General features: G+C 70.0%; 20 protein-coding genes. 14 read left to right on the top strand and 6 right to left on the bottom strand.

The window, feature by feature from the left end:
- Positions 1 to 79: 79 nt before the first annotated feature.
- The 4 genes from AB0L64_RS19280 (at position 80) to AB0L64_RS19295 (ending at position 7,470) form a co-directional block, all read left to right on the top strand.
- Positions 80 to 3,469 (top strand): beta-N-acetylglucosaminidase domain-containing protein, encoded by a 3,390-nt coding sequence (locus AB0L64_RS19280; RefSeq protein ID WP_363711739.1) that lies wholly within the window; start codon positions 80 to 82, stop codon positions 3,467 to 3,469.
- A gap of 150 nt (positions 3,470 to 3,619) precedes the next feature.
- On the top strand, positions 3,620 to 4,855 hold the full coding sequence (locus AB0L64_RS19285; RefSeq protein WP_363711741.1) for a chitosanase: 1,236 nt from the start codon (positions 3,620 to 3,622) through the stop codon (positions 4,853 to 4,855).
- 54 nt (positions 4,856 to 4,909) lie between these two features.
- Positions 4,910 to 5,614 (top strand): 4'-phosphopantetheinyl transferase superfamily protein, encoded by a 705-nt coding sequence (locus tag AB0L64_RS19290; protein ID WP_363711743.1) that lies wholly within the window; start codon positions 4,910 to 4,912, stop codon positions 5,612 to 5,614.
- A gap of 68 nt (positions 5,615 to 5,682) precedes the next feature.
- On the top strand, positions 5,683 to 7,470 hold the full coding sequence (locus AB0L64_RS19295; RefSeq protein WP_363711745.1) for a thiamine pyrophosphate-requiring protein: 1,788 nt from the start codon (positions 5,683 to 5,685) through the stop codon (positions 7,468 to 7,470).
- Between the two features lie 4 nt (positions 7,471 to 7,474).
- Here AB0L64_RS19295 and AB0L64_RS19300 read toward each other — a convergent pair whose 3' ends face one another.
- Positions 7,475 to 7,828 carry an SRPBCC domain-containing protein gene (locus tag AB0L64_RS19300; RefSeq protein WP_363711747.1) on the bottom strand — a complete coding sequence of 118 codons (354 nt, stop codon included), beginning with the start codon at positions 7,826 to 7,828 and terminating at the stop codon, positions 7,475 to 7,477.
- Positions 7,829 to 7,973: 145 nt separating this feature from the next.
- Between AB0L64_RS19300 and AB0L64_RS19305 the strand changes: the two genes are divergently transcribed.
- Genes AB0L64_RS19305 through AB0L64_RS19325 form a run of 5 tightly spaced genes read left to right on the top strand, consistent with a single transcriptional unit; the run spans position 7,974 to position 11,990 of the window.
- A complete protein-coding gene (locus AB0L64_RS19305) occupies positions 7,974 to 8,414 on the top strand; it encodes an alcohol dehydrogenase catalytic domain-containing protein (RefSeq protein ID WP_363711749.1) in 441 nt (146 codons plus the stop codon).
- Positions 8,348 to 8,971 carry a zinc-binding dehydrogenase gene (locus AB0L64_RS19310; RefSeq protein ID WP_363711751.1) on the top strand — a complete coding sequence of 208 codons (624 nt, stop codon included), beginning with the start codon at positions 8,348 to 8,350 and terminating at the stop codon, positions 8,969 to 8,971. Before AB0L64_RS19305 ends, AB0L64_RS19310 begins: the two co-directional genes overlap by 67 nt.
- A gap of 40 nt (positions 8,972 to 9,011) precedes the next feature.
- The gene (locus AB0L64_RS19315; protein WP_363711753.1) at positions 9,012 to 10,604 is read left to right on the top strand and encodes an alpha-amylase family protein; all 1,593 of its coding nucleotides are present in this window, start codon (positions 9,012 to 9,014) and stop codon (positions 10,602 to 10,604) included.
- A 7-nt stretch (positions 10,605 to 10,611) separates the two neighbouring features.
- The gene (locus AB0L64_RS19320) at positions 10,612 to 10,971 is read left to right on the top strand and encodes a DUF1360 domain-containing protein (RefSeq protein WP_363711755.1); all 360 of its coding nucleotides are present in this window, start codon (positions 10,612 to 10,614) and stop codon (positions 10,969 to 10,971) included.
- Between the two features lie 2 nt (positions 10,972 to 10,973).
- Complete coding sequence (locus AB0L64_RS19325) at positions 10,974 to 11,990, top strand: DNA topoisomerase IB (protein WP_363711757.1); 1,017 nt, start codon at positions 10,974 to 10,976, stop codon at positions 11,988 to 11,990.
- A gap of 13 nt (positions 11,991 to 12,003) precedes the next feature.
- Here the strand turns inward: AB0L64_RS19325 and AB0L64_RS19330 are convergent, their stop codons facing one another.
- Positions 12,004 to 13,017, bottom strand: coding sequence for a Ppx/GppA phosphatase family protein (locus tag AB0L64_RS19330; protein WP_363711758.1), 1,014 nt, complete (start codon positions 13,015 to 13,017; stop codon positions 12,004 to 12,006).
- An 82-nt stretch (positions 13,018 to 13,099) separates the two neighbouring features.
- Here AB0L64_RS19330 and AB0L64_RS19335 point away from each other — a divergent pair, with 82 nt between their 5' ends.
- Entirely contained in the window at positions 13,100 to 13,540 is a 441-nt protein-coding gene (locus AB0L64_RS19335; protein WP_363711759.1) for an SRPBCC family protein, read from the top strand.
- A gap of 246 nt (positions 13,541 to 13,786) precedes the next feature.
- Here AB0L64_RS19335 and AB0L64_RS19340 read toward each other — a convergent pair whose 3' ends face one another.
- Positions 13,787 to 13,966 carry a hypothetical protein gene (locus tag AB0L64_RS19340; protein WP_363711761.1) on the bottom strand — a complete coding sequence of 60 codons (180 nt, stop codon included), beginning with the start codon at positions 13,964 to 13,966 and terminating at the stop codon, positions 13,787 to 13,789.
- A 126-nt stretch (positions 13,967 to 14,092) separates the two neighbouring features.
- On the opposite strand from AB0L64_RS19340, the gene AB0L64_RS19345 reads away from it, so the two are divergent.
- A complete protein-coding gene (locus tag AB0L64_RS19345) occupies positions 14,093 to 14,821 on the top strand; it encodes an endonuclease/exonuclease/phosphatase family protein (protein ID WP_363712370.1) in 729 nt (242 codons plus the stop codon).
- Positions 14,822 to 14,829: 8 nt separating this feature from the next.
- Here AB0L64_RS19345 and AB0L64_RS19350 read toward each other — a convergent pair whose 3' ends face one another.
- Positions 14,830 to 14,988, bottom strand: a complete 159-nt coding sequence (locus tag AB0L64_RS19350) for a hypothetical protein (RefSeq protein ID WP_363711763.1) — start codon at positions 14,986 to 14,988, stop codon at positions 14,830 to 14,832.
- A 117-nt stretch (positions 14,989 to 15,105) separates the two neighbouring features.
- Between AB0L64_RS19350 and AB0L64_RS19355 the strand changes: the two genes are divergently transcribed.
- The gene (locus tag AB0L64_RS19355) at positions 15,106 to 15,429 is read left to right on the top strand and encodes a plasmid stabilization protein (RefSeq protein WP_355697569.1); all 324 of its coding nucleotides are present in this window, start codon (positions 15,106 to 15,108) and stop codon (positions 15,427 to 15,429) included.
- 15 nt (positions 15,430 to 15,444) lie between these two features.
- Here the strand turns inward: AB0L64_RS19355 and AB0L64_RS19360 are convergent, their stop codons facing one another.
- A complete protein-coding gene (locus tag AB0L64_RS19360; RefSeq protein ID WP_363711765.1) occupies positions 15,445 to 16,224 on the bottom strand; it encodes a sigma-70 family RNA polymerase sigma factor in 780 nt (259 codons plus the stop codon).
- Positions 16,225 to 16,372: 148 nt separating this feature from the next.
- Here AB0L64_RS19360 and AB0L64_RS19365 point away from each other — a divergent pair, with 148 nt between their 5' ends.
- Positions 16,373 to 18,820 (top strand): nitrate reductase, encoded by a 2,448-nt coding sequence (locus AB0L64_RS19365; protein ID WP_363711767.1) that lies wholly within the window; start codon positions 16,373 to 16,375, stop codon positions 18,818 to 18,820.
- A complete protein-coding gene (locus AB0L64_RS19370) occupies positions 18,817 to 19,308 on the top strand; it encodes a hypothetical protein (RefSeq protein ID WP_363711769.1) in 492 nt (163 codons plus the stop codon). The genes AB0L64_RS19365 and AB0L64_RS19370 overlap by 4 nt, the downstream gene beginning before the upstream one ends.
- Here AB0L64_RS19370 and AB0L64_RS19375 read toward each other — a convergent pair.
- Entirely contained in the window at positions 19,298 to 19,813 is a 516-nt protein-coding gene (locus AB0L64_RS19375; RefSeq protein WP_363711771.1) for a hypothetical protein, read from the bottom strand. The two genes, AB0L64_RS19370 and AB0L64_RS19375, sit on opposite strands and share 11 nt — an antisense overlap.
- Positions 19,814 to 19,829: the final 16 nt, after the last annotated feature.

A 19,829-nucleotide genomic window follows, 5' to 3' on the forward strand; every position in this document is an offset into this window, starting at 1 on the left:
CTGAAGGTGACTAGGTTGAACCCTTGACGAGCAGTTCTGCGCACTGGCTAACTAGAGGCCCGCCTGCCCGAGGAGACTCATGCGCCTGCTCCGGTCTGCCGTCAGTGTGTTCGCTCTGGTTGTCCCACTCGTGCTCGTGCCGCAGCCCGCCGGTGCGGCCACGGCCGCGGTTCCTGTGGTTTCTCCGCAGCCGCAACAGGTCGTGCCGCGCGCCGACGGGTTTCCGATCACTCCGGTGGTCGGTCTGGTCCGCACCGCGCGGACCGACGCCGATGCCGAGCGCGTCGTCCGCCAGGCCCTGAGCCGGGCCGGTGTGACGACTGTCCGGACCACGGACGGCGCCGATCCGCGGACGCCGGTGACGATCTGGCTGGGCCGGGACGCGTCGGTGCTCAGCGCCCTGCGCGTGCCGGACAGCACCGGACTGCCCGTCGAGGGGTATGTGCTCGCGGCCGGCCGCGACGGGAACGACCGCGGGCATGTCGTGCTCGACGGCGTCGACGGCGACGGCACGTACTACGCCGCCCAGTCCCTCGCCCAGCTGATCCAGGCCCGTCCCGGCGCCGACTGGATGCCCGGCGTGGCGATCCGGGACTGGCCGACGATGCGCTACCGCGGCGCGATCGAAGGCTTCTACGGCACGCCCTGGTCGCACGCGGACCGCCTGGACGAGCTCAGCTACCTCGGTGAGCATCGCATGAACACCTACGAGTACGCACCGAAGGACGATCCGTACCACCGGGAGCAGTGGCGCGACCCGTACCCGGCGGACAAGCTCGCGCAGCTCGCCGAGCTCGTCACCCGCGCGCGGCAGAACAAGGTCGACTTCACCTTCGCGCTCTCGCCGGGCCTGTCGATCTGCTACACCTCGGACGCCGACTTCCAGGCGCTGATCGCGAAGTTCCAGGCGCTGTACGACGTGGGCGCGAGGTCGTTCAACGTGCCGCTCGACGACATCGACTACAGCACCTGGCACTGCGACGCGGACAAGGCGAAGTACGGCACCGGGGGCGGCGCCGCGGGCCGGGCGCAGAGCGAGCTGCTGAACCGGGTGCAGCGCGAATGGGTGGAGACCAAGCCGGACGTCGCGCCGTTGCAGATGGTTCCGACCGAGTACTACAACGTCAGCGAAACGCCGTACAAGAAGGCGTTGCGGGAGCAGCTCGACACCGACGTCGTCGTGCACTGGACCGGCATCGGCGTGGTGCCGCGGACGATCACGGCGGCGCAGGCGGCCCAGGCGAAGGCGGTGTTCGGCCACGACATCCTGATCTGGGACAACTACCCGGTCAACGACTACGCCGCCGGGCGGCTGCTGCTGGCGCCGTACAGCGGCCGGGAGCCGGCCATCGCCGATCACGTCGCGGGCGTCATCTCGAATCCGATGAACCAGGCCGCGGTGAGCAAGATCGCGCTGTACTCGTTCGCCGAGCTCGGCTGGAACCCGGCGACGTACGACGAGCAGGCGTCGCACCGCCGCGCCCTGGCCGAGCGCGCGGACAACGACCCGGCGACGATCGCCGCGCTGCAGGTGTTCGCCGACCTCAACACCTACGACGGCACGCTGCACCCGGAGAGTGCGCCGGTGTTCGGTGCCGCGGTCGAGCAGTTCTGGCAGCTGTGGCGGTCCGGGCAGCGGGCCCAGGCGATCGCCGCACTCCGACCGAAGGTGGACGCCGTCGTCGCGGCTCCGGCCAGGATCAGGTCCGGTGTCGCCGACCCGGCGTTCGCCGCCGAGGCCGAATCGTGGCTGAAGGCAACGGAACTGTGGGGACAGGCGATGCAGCGCGCACTCGGTCTGCTCGCGGCGCTCGACGCCGGCGACGGGGCGGCGGCGTGGACAGCGCGGCAGCAGCTGAGCGGTCTCGTCACCGAGGCGAAGGCGATCCGCGACAGCCGCCTCCCGCACAGCGGCACCTATCCGCGGATCGGCGAGCGGGTGGTCGACGAGTTGATCGCCGAGACCGGCCGGGTCCACGACCGCTGGCTCGGCGTACAGCCCGGCCGGACGGCGACCACGAACCTGGGCACGTACCAGGACAACGTGCCGGCCCGGATGGTCGACGGAGACCTGAACACGTTCTTCTGGAGCAGCGGCGCCCCGGCTCCGGGCTCCGAGATCCGCGTCGACCTGGGCGCGCCCGCGACGATCGGCGCGATCGCGCTCCTGATGGGCAAATCGTCGAGTCCCAACGACTACATCCACTCGGGAGCGTTGGAGTACTCGCTCGACGGCACGCGGTGGACGGAGTTGACCCGCGCGACGACGGCCGAAGTACGAACCACGGCCCCGGCCGGGACAACAGCACGCTACGTCCGCTACCGATCGTTGTCGGCGAGCGACTTCTGGCTGGTGGTGCGCGAGTTCTCGGTCGAGACGATCGGTGGACGGCAGACGACGCTGACCGCCGCTGGTACGCCGGCCCCCGCGCCGGGCTCGTCGTACCGGTCCGCGGTGGACGGGAATCTGGAGACTGCGTACGTGCCGGTCGCAGCGCCCGCGGCCGGTGATGCGCTGACTGTCGGCCTGTCGGCTCCCCGGGAACTGGCGGGTCTCACCGTTCTCCAGCGGTCGTCGGCCGTCGGGTCCGCGGACGTCGAGGTCCAGGTCGGCGGCGCCTGGCAGAAGGTCGGTTCCGTCGCCTCGGCGTACGCCGAGGTGCCGGTGAACGACCTGACAGCCGAGGCGGTGCGCCTGGTCTGGAAGAGCGGACCGCCGGCCGTGGCCGAAATCGTGCCGCTGTGGGCGGACACTCCGCTCGCCGCGGTGCGTGTCGACGAGCACCGGGCCGACGTGATCCGCGGTGAGGTGTCGGGCTTGGCGGTGGACATCTCGGCCGGTCGCGGCGTCGATGTGAGCGGCACCCTCACCGTCGCCGCGCCGGCCGGCTGGACCGTCGACCCGGCCAGTACGGCGGTCGCGGTCAAGCGCGGCTTCACCCGGTCCGTGACAGTGAAGCTGACCCCGCCCGCGGACGCAGCCCTCGCCGACGTCGACATCCCGGTGCGGTTCACCGTCGGTACGACGACCTTCGAGGCCGTCCTGCGCGTCGCGGTGCGGCCGCGCACCGGCAGTGTCAACGTTGCGCTGCATCGCCCGGTCGTTGCCTCAAGCATCGAGCCCGGTACGTCGTTCACGGCGGACCTCGCCGTCGACGGCGACGCCGCCACGCGCTGGGCGTCCGGCTACGACGACGCCTCGTGGTTCCAGGTCGACCTCGAGACGACGACGCGGATCGGCAAGCTCGTGCTGCGCTGGGAGGCGGCGTACGGCACGGCGTACCGGATCCAGGTCTCGGACGACGCGAGCACGTGGACGACCGCGGCCGAGGTGACTGACGGCGACGGCGGAACCGACACGGTCTGGCTCGACGCGAGCGCCCGCTATGTGCGTCTCCAGGGCGTCGACCGGGCCACGCAGTACGGCTACTCGCTGTACGAGTTCGAGGCGTATGCGGCGGATTTGTAGTTTTTGGTGACGATTTTGTCGTAAAGTGCTGTTCTTCCTCTTGCGGGAGGGCTGGTCGGCGCGCTATCAATGCACGATTAGGAAACTTTCCTAACAGTTTGAGCGCACCTCCCTGACTGGGCTCAGCCCACCCGGAAGAAGGAGAAGAGCATGCGTCAACGCGCGGTGAAGTGGTTCTCGAGATGGTCCGCGGCACTGATACTGGCCGCCGTGCCGGCCACCGTGTTCCTCGGGACCGGTCATGCGGCCGAGGCGGGGGACCTGGACGACCCGGTGAAGAAGGAGATCGCCCAGCAGATCGTGTCCTCGGCGGAGAACTCGTCGCTGAACTGGCGGGACCAGTTCGGCTACATCGAGGACATCGACGACGGCCGCGGCTACACGGCCGGCATCATCGGGTTCTGCTCGGGAACGCACGACATGCTCGAGCTCGTCGAGTACTACACCGATCAGGTTCCGGACAACCCGCTCGCCGGGTACCTGCCCGCGCTCCGGGAGGTCGACGGCAGCGACTCGCACGAGGGCCTCGATCCCGGCTTCACCGACGCCTGGAAGGAGGCGGCCGCGACGCCGCAGTTCCAGGCCGCGCAGGAACACGAGCGCGACCGGGTCTACTTCGACCCGGCGGTCGCGCAGGCGAAGGGCGACGGGCTGCGGACCCTCGGCCAGTTCGCCTACTACGACGCGATCGTCATGCACGGCGAGGAAGGCCTGCAGAGCATCCGCGCCGACGCCAGGGCGCATGCCGACACCCCGGCCGACGGCGGCGACGAGGTCGAGTACCTGAACGCCTTCCTCGACGCCCGCGTCGTGGAGATGAGGAAGGAGGCAGCGCACGAGGACACCAGCCGGGTCGACACGGCGCAGCGGGTCTTCCTCGACAACGGCAACCTCGACCTGAATACCCCGTTGAGCTGGGCGGTGTACGGCGAGCCGTTCCGCATCGACTCCGATCCCGACCCGGGCACCGATCCGGGGCCGGCCGACGGGCTGATCTCGAAGAGCCGCCCGACGACGGCGTCGTCCGTCGAGGACTCGACCTTGACCGCCGCCCGGGCCGTGGACGGCAACACGTCGACCCGCTGGGCGAGCGCCGAAGGATCCGATCCGCAGTGGATCCGGGTCGACCTCGGCGCGGGCGCGACGGTGTCCAAGGTCCGCCTCAGCTGGGAGGCGGCGTACGCGAAGGCGTACCGGGTCGAGATCTCCGCCGACGGCTCCAGCTGGACGAGGCTGGCCACCGAGACCGCGGGGAACGGCGGCACGGACGAGTGGGCGAACCTGACCGGTCAGGGCCGGTACCTCCGCGTGTACGGGACCGCCCGCGGCACGTCGTACGGCTACTCGCTGTGGGAGCTCGAGGTGTTCGGCAAGAGCGGCGGATGACGAGGGATCTGTAGGAGCCCGGCACCGGCACCTGGCCTCGCTACAGTGAGGCGCATGAGTACGGCGACCGTCCGCGTGTGGTGGGTGCGGCTGTCGCAGGTGGACGACGCGCTCGATGCGGCATCGGCTCGCCTGCTCGCCGGTGCGGAGCGGACGCGCGCCGCCGCGTACCGGCTGTCGGACGATCGGCTCCGCTTCCAGATCGGTGTGGCTGTCACGCGGTCGGTCCTGGCGGCCGACATGGGTTGTCGCCCGGACGAGATCCAGCTCGACCGGACGTGTCCTGAGTGTGGACGGCCGCACGGCAAGGTTCGGGTGGCGGGACCGTGGCCCGGCCGGCAGGTGTCGGTCTCGCACTCGGGCGATCTCATCGGGGTTGCCGTGGGCACCGTCGCGCCCCTCGGACTGGACGTCGAGCAGGTCCGCGCCGTCGAGGCGGCGGTGGCCCCGCTGGTGCTCACGCCGTCCGAGGAGCGTCAGGTGCGGTCGGCTGCGGATTTCATCAGGTACTGGACGCGCAAGGAAGCCGTCGTCAAGGCGACCGAGGACGGCCTGCGGCAACCCCTCAACCTCATCACCGTGACCGCCCCGACCGAACCGCCTCGCGTCGTCGACTGGACCGGCCGCGACCAGATCACCGCCACCATCCAGCTGCACGACCTCGCTACCCGCACCGACCACCTGGCGTCCTTGGCCGTCCTCAGCCGCGACGAACTCACGATCACCGAGCATGACGCACGGTCACTCCTCCTGAGCTGAAAGCTGTTTGCCCGCAAGTGGCCCGGGTACCGGCGGGCGGATGCGGACGTGCCGTCAGGAGGAGTGACATGAGCACGACAGTGGGTGACTACGTACTCCAGCGACTGCGGGACTGGGGTGTCGAGCAGGTCTTCGGGTACGCCGGAGACGGCATCAACGGGCTGCTCTCGGCGTGGCAGAAGGCGGAGAACCAGCCGCGGTTCATCCAGGCCCGGCACGAGGAGATGGCCGCGTTCGAGGCGGTCGGGTACGCCAAGTTCACCGGCCGGGTGGGCGTGTGTACGGCGACCAGCGGCCCGGGCGCGATCCACCTGCTGAACGGGTTGTACGACGCGAAGCTCGACCACGTCCCGGTGGTGGCGATCGTGGGCCAGACGGCACGCAGCGCGATGGGCGGCAGCTACCAGCAGGAGGTCGATCTCCACACGCTGTTCAAGGATGTCGCGGCCGAGTACTGCGAGACGGTGATGGTCGCCGAGCAGTTGCCGAACGTCCTCGACCGGGCGATCCGCATCGCCACGGCGCGCCGTACCGTGACCGCGCTGATCATCCCGTCGGACCTGCAGGAGCTCGAGTACACGGCGCCGTCGCACGCGTTCAAGATGGTCCCGTCGAGCATGGACCTGAGCTGGTCCGCGTCCGTCCCGGACCCGGAGCAGCTCGACCGGGCGGCGGAGATCCTGAACGCGGGCGACCGGGTCGCGATCGTCGTCGGCCAGGGCGCGCGCGGCGGGGCCGCGGAGGTGACGGAGCTCGCGGAGCTGACCGGGGCCGGTGTCGCGAAAGCCCTGCTGGGCAAGGATGTTCTGTCCGACGAGCTGCCCTGGGTGACCGGTTCGATCGGGCTGCTCGGCACGCGGCCGTCGTACGAGCTGATGACGGACTGCGACACGTTGCTGGTGATCGGTTCGAACTTCCCGTACAGCCAGTTCCTGCCGGAGTTCGGGAAGGCGCGGGCGATCCAGATCGATCTCGATCCGACGATGATCGGGATGCGGTACCCGTTCGAGGTGAACCTGGTCGGGGACGCGGCCCGGACGCTGCGGGCGCTGATCCCACTGGTACGGCGCAAGGAGGACCGGTCCTGGCGGTCGGGGATCGAGAGCAACGTCACGCGCTGGTGGGAGGTGATGGAGCGGCGCGCGCACACGTCGGCGGATCCGATCAACCCGGAGCTGGTGTTCCACGAGCTGTCGGCACGGCTGCCCTCCGACGCGATCCTGGCGGCCGACTCGGGGTCGGCGGCGAACTGGTACGCGCGGCACGTCAAGATCCGCGGGACGATGCGCGGATCGCTGTCCGGGACGCTCGCGACCATGGGACCCGGCGTGCCGTACGTGCTCGGCGCGAAGTTCGGGCTTCCGGACCGGCCGTGCTACGCGCTGGTCGGCGACGGCGCGATGCAGATGAACGGGCTGAACGAGCTGATCACGATCGCGAAGTACTGGCAGGACTGGGCCGATCCGCGGCTCGTGGTCGCCGTACTGCACAACAACGACCTCAATCAGGTGACCTGGGAGCTGCGGGCAATGGGCGGATCGCCGCAGTTCCTGCCGTCCCAGGAGTTGCCGGAGTTCCCGTACGCCGGGTACGCGAAGCTGCTCGGCCTGCACGGGATCACGGCCGAGAAACCCGAGGAGGTCGGCCCCGCCTGGGACGAGGCGTTGCGGTCGGACCGGCCGTGCGTGGTCGAGTTCCGGACCGACCCCGCGGTGCCGCCGATCCCGCCGCACGCCACCTGGGACCAGCTGGAGAAGGCCCTGGAGTCGATCGTCCGCGGCGACAGCGACCGGGCCGCCGTCATCAAGGAAGGGTTCAAGTCCAAGGTGCAGGAGTTCCTGCCCGGCAAGTCGTGAGCCGTCAGCCCTCGGCCACCTGTTTCAGGCGGTCGAGGGCCTCGGTCCAGAGGACGTCGTAGCTGTGCAGCATGCCCCGGTGGATGCCGCCGTGGGTCAGGATCAGGTGGGTGTACCCGCCGGCCGGCACGACGTCCACGAGCACCGTGCTCGGATGGTGCGGCGGATCGTTGAAGGCCGCCTGGAAGTAGTGCGGCGGCGCGCACGTCGTCACGATTCCGGTGTGCTGGACATGCGCGCCCGTCGCGATCGTGAAGCCGCCGCGCTGGGTGTCGCTCAGCGCGGTCTGCCCGAGCCAGCCGCTGAGCAGCTCCGGCCGGGTGATGAGGCTCCAGAGGCGGTCGGCGTCACACTCCACCCTGCGTACATATCTGAGCTGCGGCGCCCGAGCCGAACGGGGCGCCCTTCGTTCCTGCGAAATATGCGCCATGAACAACCAGTGCCCGCTCTCGCGATCACTACGCGTCCGTTTTCGAGCCGGCCAGGTGTGGCACCGAACAGGCATGAAAGCACTGACCTGGCAGGGAAAACGGTCAATCGGGTACGGCGAGGTTCCGGATCCCCGGATCGAGGAACCGACCGACGCGATCGTGAGGGTGACCTCGAGCGGCATCTGCGGCTCGGACCTGCACCTGTACGAGGTGATGGGCCCGTTCCTGGACGTCGGCGACGTGCTCGGCCACGAGGTGATCGGGATCGTGGAGGAGACCGGGGCCGAGGTGGGCAATCTGCAGCCCGGCGACCGGGTCGTGGTCCCGTTCCAGATCGCCTGCGGCTCGTGCTTCATGTGCGCGCAGGGTCTGCAAACGCAATGTGAGACCACGCAGGTCCGTAATCAGGGGATGGGTGCGGCGAACCGCCGGGCGGTACGGTCGTCGTGCTCGGGTTGGGACCGATCGGCGACATGGCCTGCCGGGTCGCGATGCACCGCGGCCATCGGGTGATCGGCGTCGACCTGGTGCCCGAGCGGCTGGAACGCGCGACGGCGTACGGCGTGGAGGCGCTTGTCCGCTCGGGCGATGTGGCGGACACGATCCGCGACCTGACCGACGGCCGCGGCCCGGACTCGGTGATCGACGCCGTCGGGATGGAGGCGCACGGCTCTCCGGTCGCGCGAGCCGTCCAGCAGGCGGCGGGCCTGTTGCCGGACGCGCTCCAGCGCAAGGTCATGCAGAAGGCGGGTGTCGACCAGATGGCCGCGCTGCTGCTGGCGATCGACATCGTCCGGCGCGGCGGCACGATCTCGCTGGTCGGCGTGTACGGCGGTATGGCCGACCCGATGCCGATGCTGACGATCTTCGACAAGCAGATCCAGCTCCGGATGGGCCAGGCCAACGTGCGTCGCTGGAGCAGCCAGATCCTCCCGCTGCTCACCGACGACGATCCGCTGCACGTCGACACGTTCGCGTCCCACCACCTGCCCCTCTCGGACGGCCCGGCGGCGTACGAGTCCTTCCAGCACAAGACCGACGACATGGTGAAGGTCCTGCTGAACCCGTGACCGGGGCGTTCAGGGCGTGGTGGACGGGTACCGGCGGGGTATGCGACTCGACGGGCGCGTGATCTATCAGCTGGACCCGGCGACGTTCTTCGACGCCGACGGGGACGGCGTGGGTGATCTCGAGGGGATCGTCCGGAAACTCGACCATGTCCGGGCCGTCGGGGCGGACACGATCTGGGTGCAGCCGTTCTACGTGTCGCCGTACCTCGATGCCGGGTACGACATCGTGGATCACTGCGGTGTCTCGTCGCGGTTCGGCACCATGGCGGACTTCGAGGAACTCGTCGAGCGGTGTCACGAGCTCGATCTGCGGGTGCTTGTCGAGCTGGTCATGCAGCACACCTCGGTGCGGCACCCGTGGTTCCGGGCGGCGCGGGACGACCCCAATTCGCCGTACCGCGACTACTACGTGTGGGCAGCGGAGCCGCGCGACGACCCCGTCGTCCCGGAGCCTGTCTTTGCGGGTGTCGAGGATTCGATCTGGGCGTACGACGAGCATGCCGGGATGTACTACCGGCATGCGTTCTACCGGCACCAGGCCGATCTGGACGTCGGCCGCCCGGCTGTGCGCGAAGAGATCGCCCGGATCATCCGTTTCTGGCTGGATCGCGGTGTCGACGGGTTCCGGGTCGATGCGGTGCCCTACATGGTCCGCCAGGCGGCTTTGACCGACGAGCGTGACGACGGCTACTGGTTCCTGACCGAGCTCGCCGACGCGGCCGGCGGTGCGCCGCTGATGGGTGAGGTGGACGCCCCGCCGGAGGAGTACGACGACTACTTCGGCGACGCGAGCCGCCTGCACGCAGTACTCGACTTCTGGACGAACAACCTGCTGTTCCTCGCGCTCGCCCGCAGAGACGCCGAGCCGCTGGTCCGCGCGCTACGTGCGCAGCCGAAGCCGCCGAACGGGTGCACGTACGTCAACTGGCTGCGCAACCACGACGAGCTGGACCTGGACCGGCTGTCGCCGTCCGAGCGCGACGAGGTGATGGCCGCCTTTGCGCCGGCCGCGGAGATGCGCGTGTTCGGCCGCGGCATCCGTCGCCGGCTCGCTCCGATGCTCGGCGACGTCCGCCGGACCGTGCTGGCGCACGCGATCGTCCAGTCGTTGCCGGGGGCACCGGTCATCCGGTACGGCGAGGAGATCGGGATGGGCGAGGATCTGTCGTTGCCGGACCGGGCGGCGGTGCGGACGCCGATGCAGTGGTCGGCGGACCCGGACGGCGGCTTCAGCAAGGCGCCGCCCGACACGGTCCGTCCCGCGGCTGTCGACCGTGGGCCGTACGGGTACTCCCGGGTCAACGTCGCCGACCAGGAACTCCGCCCCGACTCGCAGCTGAGCAAGGTGGCCCAGCTGGCCCGGACCCGGCGCGACCTCGGCGACTGCCCGTCGGCCCGCTGCGAAGCACTGTCGCTGCGGCAACGCTCGGTCTTCGGGGTCGTGCACCACCGCCCCGGCGACCCGGTCCTGATGCTCGCGAACCTGTCGCCCGACGATCTCCAGGTCGACATCCCGTACGCCGCACGCTCCGATCTGCTCGCCGACGGCGAGTACGAGCCCGCATCCGGCAGGTCCGTCCGACTCACGGGCCACGGCTACCGCTGGCTGCGCGTCCACGACGACACGAGGTGATCCCATCATGAGGAAGCTGGCCGAATCGGTCCGTGAGACGGCCGACGAATACCGCCAAGGCGCCAACCGACCGCTCGGCGGGTACGTGGTCGCGATGACCGTATTCGCCGGTCTGGCCGGTCTGGCCGGTCTCGCGGGCGCGGTCGCGGCGTTACGCGGTACGAGCAGCCGGAGAATCTCGCCGTACGACCTGATCCTGATGACCGCAGGGACGCACAAGCTGGCCCGGCTGATCAGCAAGGACTCGATCACCAGCCCGCTGCGGATGCCCTTCACGCGGATCGCGGCGTCCGCGCTGACCGCGGTGGCCGGGGCCGACTACCTGCAGCTGATCTACGCCAAGCTCCAGCAGTCGGCCGAGGACTGATCGTGCGGCTGCGGCGTAGTCGTCCGGACGGAGCGGGATTCAGCCGCCGGCGGCGGGGGCGGGGGTTCAGTTATCTGGACGAGGACGGCAACGTCATCGACGACACGGACGTGGTGGAACGGATCCGGACGCTGGCGATCCCGCCTGCCTGGGAGGACGTGTGGATCTGCCCCTTTCCGAACGGGCACATCCAGGCCGTCGGGACCGACGAGGCCGGGCGGCGGCAATACCTCTACCACGACGACTGGCGGACGGCGCAGGACGCGGACAAGCACGACCGCGTCCGGCAGCTGGCGCGCAAGCTGCCGGCCTTCCGCGAGGCTGTGGACAAGGACCTCTGCGCGAAGGGCCTGCAGCGGCAGCGGGTGCTGGCGGTCGCGTTGCGCATGCTCGACTACGGCGTCTTCCGGACGGGCAACACCGAGTACGCCGAGGAGTACGGCAGCCGGGGCGCGGCCACGTTGCTGCGCGAGGACGTCCGGGTCAGCCACGGGAAGCTGGTGTTCGACTTCCGCGCGAAGGGCGGGCAGCGGCGGACGCTCGAGCTCGACGACGACAACCTGGTCGCGGCGGTGCGATCGCTGAAACGCGCCCGGCACGGTGCGAAGCAGCTGCTGGTGTACCGCGAGGACGGCGAGTACCACGAGATCGACGCCGGGATGATCAACGACCGGTTCCGTGAACTGGTCGGCGAGGACTTCACCGTGAAGGACCTGCGGACCTGGACCGCGACCGTGCACGCCGCGGTCGATCTGGCCGAGGCGGACCCGCCCGCGACGAAGAAGGCGCTGAACGCGGCGGTGAAGGAGATGCTCGACGAGGTCTCCGAGCACCTCGGCAACACACCGGCCGTGGCGCGAGCGTCGTACGTCGATCCACGCGTCGTCGAGCAGTACGAACACGGCCGTACGATCGCCGGCACCGTGGACCGCGTCGGCGACGACCTCTCCGACGAGGAGATCCGGGTCAAGCTGGAACGCGCGGTGAACAAGGTCCTCGACCAGGACCGCCGCGGTTAGGCCGTGGCCGGCGTCAGCGGTTGATGGTGGTCACCACGGCCGGGACCGGGGCGAGGGCGGTCGCGGGCTGCAGGGACTCGACCGTCGAGGGATGCTCCTGGTCCGTGACGGTCTCGAGGTGGTGCAGCAGGATGCCTTCGCGCAGCGCCCAGGGCGACACCACGAGGTTCTCGATGTCGAGGGTGCTCATCGTCGCGTTCGCGACCACGGCTCCTGCAAGGCTTTGCCGCGCGCGGTACTGCGAGATGCCGCGCAGATCGGCGCGATCCGCGCTGGACATGGCGGCCAGCCGCGGCAGCCAACGGCGTACGTCCTTGCGGGCCAGCGACCGGCGCACGAACGGCCCGCGCCGCTGCGGCGGAGCACCGGCCAGCCGGGCCAACTGCTTGAAGGTCTTCGAGCTGCCGATGACCTGCTTCGGATCGCCCTCCCACAGCAGGCGGTCGGAGACCTGGCGCAGGGTGGTGCGTACGTGGTGGCGCAGCGCGTGGAGCTGATCGGCGCTCGGCGGGTCGTCCGGCAGGAACGTCCGGGTGAGGCGGCCGGCGCCCAGCGGCAGCGAGACCGCGACGTCGGGCTGGGCGTCGCGGCCGAGCGCGATCTCCATCGAGCCGCCGCCGATGTCCAGCACCAGCAACCGTCCCGCCGACCAGCCGTACCACCGCCGCACCGCCAGGTAGGTCAACCGTGCCTCGTCCTCGCCGCTCAGGAACCGCGGATGGATGCCGGTCTCGGCGCTGAGCCGGGCCGCGATGTCGCCCGCGTTCGTGGCGTCGCGGATGGCGGAGGTGGCGAACGCGTAGAGCCGGTCGACCTGAAGGTCACGGGCGACGGTCGCGGCCGTCCGGACACCGTCGATCACCCGGTCGATCCCGTCCTCCGCGATGGTGCCGTCCGGCTGCAGCGCCTCGCCGAGCAGGATGCGCTGCTTGAAGGCATGGGTGGGGAGCGGGGGCGCGCCCGGTACCGCCTCCGTCACCTGGAGTTGCGCGGTGGTCGATCCGATGTCCAGTACGCCGATTTTCATGGCGCTCAGGTTCCCTCCGGCAGGGCCTCCCACTCCTGGTTGCACAGCGTGGCGAAGTGTCGGACGGGGTACCGGGTGCAGCGTGAGTGAGAACGAGTGCTTGATCGACGCGAGCGTCGACGACGTGTTCGCGATCCTGACCGACGGTTGGTCGTACGCCGCGTGGGTGGTCGGCGCGTCCCGGATCCGGGACGTCGATCCGCCATGGCCCGAAGCCGGTGGGCGGATCCACCACTCGGTGGGTGCCTGGCCGCTGGTGATCGACGACACGACGACGGCCTTGGAGTACGAGCCGCTGCGGCGGCTGAAACTGCAGGTCCGGGTGTGGCCGGCGGGTCGCGGTGAGGTCGAGTTCCGCGCCACCGAGACCCCGACGGGTTGTCGAGTCGTGATGACCGAGCAGGCGACCAGCGGACCGATCTCGCTGCTGCCGCCGGCCGTCGCGAACCTGGCGCTGCACCCGCGCAACGCGGAGACCTTGAAGCGCCTCAAACTCCTGGCCGAGAAGCGCTCAGAAGCCTGACCGAGCGCCGACTCCGCCGCCGACGTGCGCGGCTACTACGAGTACTCGCCGTTGCAGGGTCCGCTGCTCCGCCGAACCGATGGCAGACCTGGGCAAGCACCGGAATGCGGACGGTTTCGGACGGTTCCGTTCGAGGTGTCCGCAGGGTGGGAGACTGACTGCGAGGGCGGTCGACTTCGCACGCCGGTTGAGCACACACCCCCCGCACGCTCCCAGCATTTGCGCGAGGCCGGCCGCCTGGGGGTGTCAGCCGTCGCCGGACTCGGGCGAGACCCGCGGGCCGGCCGCCTGCCGCTTGTCGGTCTCCGGCTCCCGGCGCGGCTCCGGGCAGACCGGGTGCCGGCGCACCGGCCCGCCCCCGAGCCGACGGAACTTCCACTGCTGCTCGTCGTAGTCGTAGTAGGTGTCAATGCCACCGACAGTCATAACCCCTCCCAAGGTTCCACCCCCACCCGGTTCCCGGGCGGCATGGCTGCGCAAACCGCTGCGTGGCGGCCGGATCCGCGGGGTACCGGCGAGGGAAGACGAAAGGGTGAGACAGTCGTGAGGTTCATGACGTGGAACGTCTGGGGACGGTTCGGCGACCGGTGGTTGCGCCGGCAGCGGGCGATCGCGGAGACGGTACGGACGCAACGACCGGATTTCGTTGCACTGCAGGAGACCTGGCGTGCCGACGGTCGCTCTCAGACCCACCAGCTGGGCTTCGAGCTGGGCATGTCGCCGGCGTTCGCGCCGTCCCGGATGCCGCGGGACCCGGACCCTGACGTCCATCTCGGACTGGGCATCCTGAGTCGCTTCCCGTTGCGGGAGGTCGAGCAGCACAACTTGTCGGAGGGCACCGTCGCGCTGCGGGCGGAGATCCGCCTGGGCGCGCAGAGCCTGCACTTCGTCACGAGCTGCCTGGACTGGGAAGAGAACCACGAACGCGAGCGCCTGGCCCAGGCCGAGGCGCTGGCCGCGTTGGTGTCCGAGCTCAGCGCGGGCGGTGACGAGGTGATCGTGGCCGGAGACCTGAACGCCCCGCCCGACCGACCCGAGCTGAAGCCGTTGCTGGCCGTGCTCGACGACTGCTGGAAGCCGAACGGGTACGACGGTGCGACGTACAGCTCCCGCAACCCGTACCTCGGTCACGGCGAATGGCTCGAGGACCACCGCATCGACTACATCCTGGCCAACGACGGCCTGGCCTCCCGCAGAACCCACCTCGCCGGCTTCGACGAGGACCACGGCCGCCCGCCGTCCGATCACTACGCGGTCGTCACCGACGTACCGCTCGGCTGAGCCTCGGATCAGGAATCGCGGGGGAGTTGTTCGTCCGGGTTCTCGTCCGGGTCGGGCTCGGGTTCGGGGTGCGGGTCCAGATCGGGATCGTCGCCGGCGGGGCGGTCCGGATCGGGGAGCGGCACCACCGGCGGAACCGGGCCCTGCGGGGCGGGAACGGTACTCATGTCTGCCTCCTTGCGAGCCGACGTGATGACGCACCGGTGCCCGCCCGTCGGCACTCCATGCGCCCGCTTGCCCGGCGGAGCTCCGGGTACCGGACGGGCGGAAGGAGCGTGACGAACATGCCGGCAGGATCGAATCGCAAGCGGGAACGGCAGTACGAGCACATCAAGGCGGGGCTGAAGGAGCGCGGCCGGAGCGAGGACGTCGCCGAGGAGATCGCGGCGCGCACCGTGAACAAGGAACGCGCCCGCGCCGGTGAGGCGAAGGAGAAGAGCCGGTCGTCGACCGACGACATCTCCTCCGGGCGCCGCGGCGGTCTGCGGTCGCACAGCGGGTCGAAGGGCCGCACGAAGGAACAGCTCTACAACGAGGCCAAGCAGAAGAACATCAAGGGCCGTTCCTCGATGAGCAAGGCCGAGCTCGCCAAGGCGGTCGGCCGCTAGGTCACCAGAGAGGGCCTAGGCCGACAGCGCCAACTGGAGGCGGTTCATGATGGTCCGCAGGCGCCGGGAGACCTGCATCTGGCTGATGCCGATCTCGGCGCCGATCTCTGCCTGGGTCAGGTGGTCGACGAAACGCCTGCGCAGGATCAGCCGATCGCGCTCGGGCAGTTCGTTGACCACCGGCCACAACGAATGGACCTGGTCGACCAGTTCGTAGGTGTTGCGCGGATCGGCGAGCTGCCCGCCGAGGTTCCAGCTGCCCTCCGCAGCCCGCTCGGCGTCCAGTGAGGTCGGCTGGAAACAACCCCGCGCCTGCTCGGCCGCCCGAACCTCGGCAACGTCGACGCCGGTCGCCTCCGCGAGCTCGGCGTACGTCGGCCAGTGCCCGAGGTCGACCGCCAGCGCAGTCTGGACGCTGTTCACCCGGCCCTGGATCTCCTGCAGGCGGCGCGGGAGTCTGATCGCCCACGCGTTGTCCCGGAAGTGGTGCCGGATCCCGCCCCGGATCGTCGGCAGGGCGTACGACCGGAAGTCGGAGTCGTCGGTCGGCCGATAGTTGCGGACGGCCCTGATCAGGTGCTCGACGGCGACCTGCTCGAGATCGTCGTTGTCCACGCCGCGGCCGCGGAAGCGGCGGGCCAGCGTCCGGGCCAGCGGGAGGCCGGCGACGATGGCCTCGTCGAGGAGCTCTGCGCGTCGTCGTCCGCGGGCGGCGTGCGCGGCGCGCAGCAGTTGCTCGAGCCGGCGGGATTCGGAGCGACGCGACGAAACGGTGACTGGACTACTCGTTGCCATTGCGGGTGCCCTGTCCGTGTCCGTCCCGGCGAAGTGCGGCGCATGGTTGTACCGCGGCCCGGGACTCCCTCCGGGTACCCGAACGGAGCCGGCCGAATCGTGAGGTCGTCCGTGGTTTGCCGCCGGTCGGGCAGGGCACCGGCCCGAGATGGGAAGGATCGACCGGATCGCGGAACCCTGGGGGACCCGGACGCCGTACGGGCCGGGGGAGGACTGGCCGCAGCGGGTCGATCTGCGCCTGGACGACGGGCTGGGCCCGGCGGACGTCGACGAGTGGGTGCAGTCGGCAACGATCCTGCACTCGAACGGCGACGGGCTGGACATCGCGGTGAAGGACGGCCGGATCGTCGGCGTCCGCGGCCGCGCCGTCGACCGCGTGAACCACGGCCGGCTGGGACCGAAGGACCTGTTCGGCTACCAGGCCAACAATGCGGCCGATCGACTCACGACGCCGCTGATCCGGCGCGACGGACAGCTCGTGGAGACCGACTGGGACACCGCGATGACAGCGGTCGCCGGGCGCACGCAGGAGTTGCTCGCCGAGCGCGGCCCGAGTTCGATCGGCTTCTACACCACGGGCCAGCTGTTCCTGGAGGAGTACTACACCCTCGCGCTGATCGGCCACGGCGGCATCGGCACGAACCACCTGGACGGCAACACCAGGCTGTGTACGGCGACCGCGGCGGCCGCGCTGAAGGAGTCGTTCGCGTGCGACGGCCAGCCCGGCTCGTACACCGACGTCGATCACGCCGACGTCATCGCCCTCTACGGGCACAACATGGCCGAGACCCAGACGGTGTTGTGGACCCGGATCCTCGACCGGCTCGCCGGCCCGAACCCGCCGCGGGTGCTCTGCGTGGACCCGCGCCGTACGCCGGTGGCCGCCGCCGCGACGATCCACCTGGCGCCGCGACCCGGGACGAACGTGGCGCTGATGAACGCGCTCCTGCACGAGATCATCGCCAACGACTGGATCGATCGTGAGTACGTCGACCGGCACACCGTCGGGTACGACGAGCTCGAGAAACAGGTCGCGGGCTGCGACCCGGAGTGGGCCGCCGCGATCTGCGACGTCGCGCCCGGCGACATCCGGGACGCGGCACGCCTGCTCGGGACGGCGGAGCGGCTGCTGTCGACCGTGCTGCAAGGGTTCTACCAGTCCCACCAGGCGACCGCGGCCGCCGTCCAGGTCAACAACGTGAACCTGATCCGCGGGATGCTCGGCCGCCCGGGCTGCGGGATCCTGCAGATGAACGGGCAGCCGACGGCCGAGAACACCAGGGAGTGCGGCGCGGACGGCGACCTGCCGGGCTTCCGGAACTGGGCGAACGACGAACAGGTGGCCGACCTGGCGAAAGTCTGGAACGTCGAGCCGCAGCAGATCCCGCACTACTCCGAGCCGACGCACCTGATGCAGATGCTGCGGTACGTCGAGGACGGCTCGATCCGGTTCCTCTACGTCAGCGGGACGAACCCGGCGGTGTCGCTGCCCGAGCTGCGCCGGATCCGCGACATTCTCACCCAGGAACGCCTGTTCCTCGTCGTCCAGGACATCTTCCTGTCCGAGACCGCGCAGCTGGCCGACGTGGTGTTACCGGCCGCGACCTGGGGCGAGAAGACGGGGACGTTCACGAACGCCGACCGGACGGTGCACCTGTCGGAGCAGGCGGTGGACCCGCCGGGGATGGCGCGTGCCGACCTGGACATCTTCGTCGACTACGCACGGCGGCTCGAGCTGAAGGACAAGGACGGGCAGCCGCTGGTGAAGTGGTCGGACGCCGAGGGCGCGTTCGAGGCGTGGAAGGCGTGCAGCGCGGGACGTCCGTGCGACTACAGCGGCCTGAGCTATGCGAAGCTGCGGGGCGGGAGCGGGATCCAGTGGCCGTGCAACGACGAGCATCCGGACGGGACCGAGCGCATCTACGTGGACGGCGAGTTCTGGAGCTCCCCGTCGTACTGCGAGAGCTACGGCAAGGACCTGCTGACGGGCGCGCCGCTGGATCCGGTCGAGTACAAGGCGATGAATCCCTCCGGGAAGGCCGTGCTGAAGGCCGCGGAGTACCTGCCCGCGCACGAGCCGACGACGCCGGAGTACCCGTACCTGCTGATCACCGGACGGACGCTGTACCACTTCCACACCCGGACCAAGACGGGACGGGTCCGGCAGTTGCGGGACGCGGCGCCGGACGTCTGGGTCGAGCTGTCGGCGTACGACGCCGATCTGCACGGCTGGAGCGAGGGCGATCTGCTCCGGATCTCCACGCCGCGGGGGCGGGTGGAGGCGAAGCTGCGGATCAGCGGTATCCGGCAGGGGACGTTGTTCCTGCCGTTCCACTACGGGTACTGGGACGCGGCGCAGGGCCAGTCCGGGCGGGCGGCGAACGAGCTGACGGTCACCGACTGGGATCCGTGCTCGAAGCAACCGTTGTTCAAATGCGCGGCGGCCCGGGCCGAACGGATCGCCGTCGGTGACACACCGGCCCCGGCGCCGACCACGACGGCGTCCAAGCCGGTCGGCGGCCGGGTGCCGCCGACCCGCGGCGGTGACGACGCTGCGGTTGTGGAGTACCTGGCCGCGGAGGAAGGCAGCCGATGACGAACAAAGTAGGCCTGGCGCTTCGCGAGCTGCATCGTGCCGAGAACGATCTGGCGGCGGAGCTGTTGCGCGCCTCCAGCCGGCACAAGGCGGACCACGACATCTTCTACCTCGGCCGGGACCTCGCCCGCTGGTCCCAGGACCACGTCCGCGCGCTGGCGAAACACGGGGAGAACTACGGCGTCGGGCTGGACGCGGAGCCGCACGAGGAGGCCGGTCTGCTGACGGCCGCACGGCACATGGGCGCGGAGCTCCTCGGCGGGCAGCATGACCCGGCGCTCCTGCTGCTGAGGGATCTGCGCGAGATCCATCGCAGGGCCGCCGGCGTCTCGCTCGATTGGGAGATCCTCGCCCAGACCGCCCAGGCGCTCAAGGACGACGAGCTCCTGGAACTGACCAAGTCCTGCCATCCGCAAACCCTGCGTCAGCTGCGCTGGGCGAACGCCTCGCTGAAGGCGAACGCCGCGCAGATCATGGTCACTCCGTAGGCTGCTGTTCGAGCAGGTGCAGGACCGGTACGCCGAGGTGGCGGCGCGCCTGGGCCGACCAGTCGACGTGCAGGAGTTCGGCGATGACGTGCGGGCGGGTGAGGACGACGACCTCCTGCCCGTGCACGCGCGGAATGAGGTCGACGAGCTCGTCGACCGGGTGCCGATGCGTGATCAGGCCGTCCGCGTCCCGGTCGAAGGAGCGCAGCCGCCCGACGCTGCGCTCGAGTGCCGCGGCCGCCTCGGCGTCGACCGCTCGCTGCGCGTCGTCCGCCGCCCTCCGTACGTCCTCGTCCGGCCGGAACGCGTACCGCTGACTGGGCATCCCGAACAGGTCCGACCCGGCGAGCCCGGTCAGTGACGCCTCGACCTGCGCTCGCGCGTTCTCACACGGAACCAGCACGTGGAACTGCACCGCGTCCGCTCTACCGGCGTACAGCTCCACCAGTTCCTTGGCGTCGGCCACGCTGATCTCTTCCTCGACCAGCACCAACACGTCGTACATCGCAATCACCTCGCCC

The sequence above is a fragment of the Kribbella sp. NPDC051936 genome (genome assembly GCF_040680955.1).
Taxonomy (GTDB): Bacteria; Actinomycetota; Actinomycetes; order Propionibacteriales; family Kribbellaceae; genus Kribbella.

Coding starts and splice junctions, on each gene's coding strand:
- AB0L64_RS19320 (WP_363711755.1), top strand. CDS start 10,612: ATGAGGAAGCTGGCCGAATCGGTCCGTGAGACGGCCGACGAATACCGC.
- AB0L64_RS19365 (WP_363711767.1), top strand. CDS start 16,373: ATGGGAAGGATCGACCGGATCGCGGAACCCTGGGGGACCCGGACGCCG.
- AB0L64_RS19340 (WP_363711761.1), bottom strand. CDS start 13,966: ATGACTGTCGGTGGCATTGACACCTACTACGACTACGACGAGCAGCAG.
- AB0L64_RS19295 (WP_363711745.1), top strand. CDS start 5,683: ATGAGCACGACAGTGGGTGACTACGTACTCCAGCGACTGCGGGACTGG.
- AB0L64_RS19350 (WP_363711763.1), bottom strand. CDS start 14,988: ATGAGTACCGTTCCCGCCCCGCAGGGCCCGGTTCCGCCGGTGGTGCCG.
- AB0L64_RS19305 (WP_363711749.1), top strand. CDS start 7,974: ATGAAAGCACTGACCTGGCAGGGAAAACGGTCAATCGGGTACGGCGAG.
- AB0L64_RS19280 (WP_363711739.1), top strand. CDS start 80: ATGCGCCTGCTCCGGTCTGCCGTCAGTGTGTTCGCTCTGGTTGTCCCA.
- AB0L64_RS19345 (WP_363712370.1), top strand. CDS start 14,093: ATGACGTGGAACGTCTGGGGACGGTTCGGCGACCGGTGGTTGCGCCGG.
- AB0L64_RS19330 (WP_363711758.1), bottom strand. CDS start 13,017: ATGAAAATCGGCGTACTGGACATCGGATCGACCACCGCGCAACTCCAG.
- AB0L64_RS19375 (WP_363711771.1), bottom strand. CDS start 19,813: ATGTACGACGTGTTGGTGCTGGTCGAGGAAGAGATCAGCGTGGCCGAC.
- AB0L64_RS19355 (WP_355697569.1), top strand. CDS start 15,106: ATGCCGGCAGGATCGAATCGCAAGCGGGAACGGCAGTACGAGCACATC.
- AB0L64_RS19315 (WP_363711753.1), top strand. CDS start 9,012: ATGCGACTCGACGGGCGCGTGATCTATCAGCTGGACCCGGCGACGTTC.
- AB0L64_RS19285 (WP_363711741.1), top strand. CDS start 3,620: ATGCGTCAACGCGCGGTGAAGTGGTTCTCGAGATGGTCCGCGGCACTG.
- AB0L64_RS19370 (WP_363711769.1), top strand. CDS start 18,817: ATGACGAACAAAGTAGGCCTGGCGCTTCGCGAGCTGCATCGTGCCGAG.
- AB0L64_RS19290 (WP_363711743.1), top strand. CDS start 4,910: ATGAGTACGGCGACCGTCCGCGTGTGGTGGGTGCGGCTGTCGCAGGTG.
- AB0L64_RS19360 (WP_363711765.1), bottom strand. CDS start 16,224: ATGGCAACGAGTAGTCCAGTCACCGTTTCGTCGCGTCGCTCCGAATCC.